The sequence below is a fragment of the Actinomycetospora sp. genome, assembly GCF_055612215.1.
Genome location: NZ_JBVPVA010000341.1, coordinates 1 through 3,592 on the forward strand (window position 1 = coordinate 1; position 3,592 = coordinate 3,592).

A 3,592-nucleotide genomic window follows, 5' to 3' on the forward strand; every position below is an offset into this window, starting at 1 on the left:
CGACGCGGCCCTCGACGTCGAGACCCAGCCCCTCCGCGTTGCGGACCGCCACCTCGACCATGCCGGGCGAGAGGTCGGTGACCGTGCCGCGCTTGGCGATTCCGCCCTGCATGAGGTTGAGCAGGAAGAAGCCGGTGCCGCAGCCGAGCTCGAGGGCGTGCTCGAACGGGCCCACGTCCCCGGCGACCGCCCGGAAGCGGTCGACGGCGAAGGTGATGCAGCGCTCGTCGTAGGAGATCGACCACTTCTCGTCGTACGTGCCCGCCTCCCAGTCGTGGTAGAGCACGTTGGCGAGCTTGGGGTCGTTCCGGGCGGCGTCGACCTCGGCCTGGGTGGCGTGCGGGTTCGGGGTGGTCATCAGCGCCCCAGGAACTGGGCCTTGCCCGGGCCGTTCTCGACGAAGCTGCGCATCCCGATGACCTGGTCCTCGGTGCCGAAGAGCGCCGCGAAGACCTCGGTCTCGAGGTCGAGGCCGTCGCGCAGACCCAGGCCCAGGCCGCGGTCGACGGCGGTCTTGGCCGCGGCCAGCGCCCGGGTGGGGCCGTTCGCGAACTGCTCGGCCCAGGCCCGCGCCCGGGTGTAGACCTCGTCCGGCGGCACGATCTCGTCGACGATCCCCAGCTCCAGGGCCTCGGGCGCCTTGACGAACCGGCCGGTGAAGATCAGGTCCTTCGCCCTGGCCGGGCCGATGAGCCGCGCGAGCCGCTGGGTACCGCCCCCGCCCGGGATGATGCCGAGGAGGATCTCGGGGAGGCCGACCGTGGCGTTGTCCCCGGCGATCCGCCGGTCGCAGGACAGCGCGATCTCGAACCCGCCGCCGAGGGCGTAGCCGGTGAGCGCGCAGACGGTCGGCTTGGGGATCTCCGAGACGGCGCCGAAGCCGTGGGAGAGCTCGTGGGCGCGGGCGGCCATCTGGGCGTAGGTGAGGTCGGCCATCTCCTTGACGTCGGCCCCCGCCGCGAGGACCTTCTCGCCGCCGTAGACGACGACCGCGCGCACGTCCTCGCGCTGGGCCGCCTCGGACGCGACCTGGGCCAGCTCGACGTTGACCTGCCGGTTCACCGCGTTCATCGGCGGGCGGTCCAGGCGGATGGTGCCGACGCCGCCGTCGACCTCGAGGCGCACGAACTCCGTCACAGCTCTCCCTCCGGCCCCGGGGGGCCTAGTACTTGCGGTAGGCGGTGAACCGGCCGCGGCGGCTGAGCAGCTCGAGCGGCTGGTCGAACGCCACGGAGAGGTTCTCCGAGGTCATCACGTCGTCGAGGAGGCCCTGGGCGACGATCCGACCCTCGCGCAGCAGCATGCCGTGGGTGAAGCCCGGCGGGATCTCCTCGACGTGGTGGGTGACCATCACCATGGTCGGGCCCTCCGGGTCGGCGGCCAGGGCGGTCAGCCCGGCCACCAGGTCCTCGCGGCCGCCGAGGTCGAGCCCGGAGGCGGGCTCGTCGAGCAGCAGCAGCTCGGGGTCGGTCATCAGCGCCCGCGCGAGCAGGGTGCGCTGGCGCTCCCCCGACGACAGCGTCCCGTACTCGCGGTCGATCAGCTGGGCCGCGCCGAGCACGTCGAGCATCGCGAGGGCGCGTTCCTCGTCGATCTCCTCGTAGGCCTCGTTCCAGGTCCCGACGACGCCGTAGCCGGCGCTGCGGACGACGTCGCGCACGATCTCGTCGGCCGGCACCCGCCCGGCGAGACTCGCCGAGGCCAGCCCGATCCGTTCGCGCAGGTCGAAGACGTTGACGCGGCCCATGCGCTCACCGAGCAGGTCGACGGTGCCCGTGGTGGCGTGCATCTCGGCGGCGGCGAGGCGCAGCAGCGTCGTCTTCCCCGCGCCGTTGGGGCCGATCACGACCCAGCGCTCGTCGAGCTCCACCGACCACGTCATGTCGGCGAGCAGCGTGTTGCCGCCGCGACGGACCGAGACGTCGCGCATCCGGACGATCTCGTCCGCATGGGGACGGTCGCCGACCTCGGTCGCGTCGGCCTGCCGGGGCATCGGGGCGAGCTCGGGGTGCGAGGTCGACACCGGTCGGGGGGCACTCACGTGGCCATCCTCTCCGATCCGGATCGGCGAGCACCGTGTGGGCCGGGGTCCGCATCGGGCACGATCGATCGTCATGCGCCCCACCAGCGAGGGGACCGTCCACGACGCGGCGGCCCTCCCGACCGACACGCCCGGCGCGATCCTCGACGACGACGGGGTCCTCACCGTCGCGGTCCCCGCCACGACGACGGCCGAGGCGGTCGAGCTCTGCCTGCTCGGCGGGGGGTCGGAGGGTGCGGAGCGGCGGATCGAGCTGGCGCGCGGCACGGACGGGTGGTGGCGCGGGTCGGTCGACGGGATCGCGGCCGGGCAGGGCTACGGGCTGCGCGTGCACGGGCCGTGGTCGCCGCGCACCGGGGTGCGCACCGACCCGGCCAAGTTGTTGGTCGACCCGTGGACGCGTGGGATCGGTGGGCGGTTCACCCGCTTGGCCGCCGCGCTCGCGCACACGGACGAGGACCCCTTCGGGCCGCGCTCCGACGTCGACTCGGCGGGCTCGGTGCCGTTCGGGGTGGTGACCGCCCCGGTACCCGTCTCGGCGTCGCCACGGCCGGCCGTCCCGTGGGCGGACACCGTCCTCTACGAGACCCACGTGCGCGACCTCACGATGCGCCACCCCGAGGTCCCCGACGCGCTGCGCGGGACCTACGGCGGCGTGGCGCACCCGGCCGTCGTCGAGCACCTGCGCCGGCTCGGGGTGACCACGGTCGAGCTGCTGCCGGTGTTCGCGAACGCCCCGGAGCCCTCGCTGATGGCCCGCGGCGCCCGCAACCACTGGGGCTACTCGACGCTGGCCTACCTCGCCCCGGAGCCGCGCTACGCGGCCGTGCCCGGGCAGGAGGTCGCCGAGGTCCGGGCGATGGTCGACGCGCTGCACGCCGCCGGGCTCGAGGTGGTGCTCGACGTCGTGTTCAACCACACCTGCGAGGGCGGGGTCGGCGGACCCTCGCTGTCGTGGCGGGGGCTGGACGCCCCGTCGTGGTACCAGCTCTCGGCCGACGGCCGCGACATCGACCTCACCGGCTGCGGCAACACCCTCGACGCCGGGTCGCCGCTGGTCCGCGCGCTGGTGCTGTCCTGCCTGCGGTACTGGGTCACGACGATGGGCGTGGACGGCTTCCGCTTCGACCTGGCCTCGACGATGGGCCGGCCGGGCGGGTCGGGGTTCTCCGCGTCCGCCCCGCTGCTGGCCGAGATCGCCGCCGACCCGGTGCTCGCGGGCGTCAAGCTGATCGCCGAGCCGTGGGACTCGACCGGCGAGGGCTACCAGGTCGGCGGCTTCGGCCCGGCCTGGGCGGAGTGGAACGGGCGCTACCGCGACGGCGTGCGCGACTTCTGGCGGGGCCACGGCCCGGTCTCGGAGATCGTCACCCGGCTGGCCGGGTCGTCGGATCTCTACTGGCCCGCACGCACGCCGGCGGCGTCGGTGAACTTCGTGACCGCCCACGACGGCTTCACCCTGCGCGACCTGGTGTCCTACGACCACAAGCACAACGAGGCCCACGGCGAGGGCAACCGCGACGGCACCGACGACAACCGCTCCTGGAACTC

General features: G+C 73.9%; 4 protein-coding genes. 1 reads left to right on the forward strand and 3 read right to left on the reverse strand.

The features are described 5' to 3' along the window. From AC0CYZ_RS09775 to AC0CYZ_RS09785, 3 genes are all read right to left on the reverse strand, one after another. Positions 1 to 358 (reverse strand): class I SAM-dependent methyltransferase (locus AC0CYZ_RS09775; protein ID WP_472214700.1); only part of this gene is annotated, 358 nt, incomplete at its 3' end. After that, a complete protein-coding gene (locus AC0CYZ_RS09780; RefSeq protein ID WP_472214702.1) occupies positions 358 to 1,137 on the reverse strand; it encodes an enoyl-CoA hydratase/isomerase family protein in 780 nt (259 codons plus the stop codon). The genes AC0CYZ_RS09780 and AC0CYZ_RS09775, both read right to left, overlap by 1 nt. 25 nt (positions 1,138 to 1,162) lie before the next feature. Then, positions 1,163 to 1,993 carry an ABC transporter ATP-binding protein gene (locus tag AC0CYZ_RS09785; RefSeq protein ID WP_472214706.1) on the reverse strand — a complete coding sequence of 277 codons (831 nt, stop codon included), beginning with the start codon at positions 1,991 to 1,993 and terminating at the stop codon, positions 1,163 to 1,165. A 121-nt stretch (positions 1,994 to 2,114) separates the two neighbouring features. On the opposite strand from AC0CYZ_RS09785, the gene AC0CYZ_RS09790 reads away from it, so the two are divergent. Further along, a partial coding sequence (locus AC0CYZ_RS09790; RefSeq protein WP_472214704.1) for a glycogen debranching protein occupies positions 2,115 to 3,592 on the forward strand: 1,478 nt, incomplete at its 3' end.

Coding starts and splice junctions, on each gene's coding strand:
- AC0CYZ_RS09785 (WP_472214706.1), bottom strand. CDS start 1,993: ATGCCCCGGCAGGCCGACGCGACCGAGGTCGGCGACCGTCCCCATGCG.